This is a genomic window from Mycobacterium sp. 1165178.9 (assembly GCF_001673555.1).
GTDB lineage: Bacteria > Actinomycetota > Actinomycetes > Mycobacteriales > Mycobacteriaceae > Mycobacterium.
The window spans coordinates 1-541 of sequence record NZ_LZMB01000469.1 but is presented as its reverse complement, the minus strand read 5'-3'; the positions used below and the strand labels follow the sequence as shown (position 1 = coordinate 541).

The following is a 541-nucleotide window of genomic DNA, read 5'->3' as shown; positions in this document are numbered from 1 at the left end:
ATCCGCGGTACTTGAAGCTGATCCCGTCGAATGTGAACGCCGATATCAAGGCGACGACGGTGTTCGGCGGCAAGTATGTGTCGTTGACGACGCCCGCAACCCCTTCGCCACAAAAGATTTCGCCGCACACGGTGATCGATGCGCGCTCGGTGACCACCGAGATCAACACGCTGTTTCAGACGATCACCTCGATCGCGGAGAAGGTCGATCCGGTCAAGCTGAATCTGACGTTGAGCGCGGCGGCGCAGTCGTTGTCGGGGCTGGGGGAGAAGTTCGGTCAGTCGATCACCAACGCCAACACGCTTCTCGATGATGTGAATCCGCAGATGCCGCAGGCGCGCAAGGACATTCAGCAGTTGGCCGCGCTGGGTGATACGTATGCGAACGCGGCGCCCGATCTGTTGGATTTCTTGAACAACGCCGTGATCACCTCGCGGACGATCAATGCCCAGCAGAAGGATTTGGATCAGGCGTTGTTGTCGGCGGCCGGGTTCGGCAACACGGGCGCGGACCTGTTCAACAAGGGCGGGCCGTATCTGGC

At 60.1% G+C, this 541-nt stretch carries 1 protein-coding gene; it reads left to right on the top strand.

What is annotated here, in order from left to right; all coding sequences use genetic code 11:
• A partial coding sequence (locus A5652_RS20230) for an MCE family protein (RefSeq protein WP_156745446.1) occupies positions 1–541 on the top strand: 541 nt, incomplete at both ends.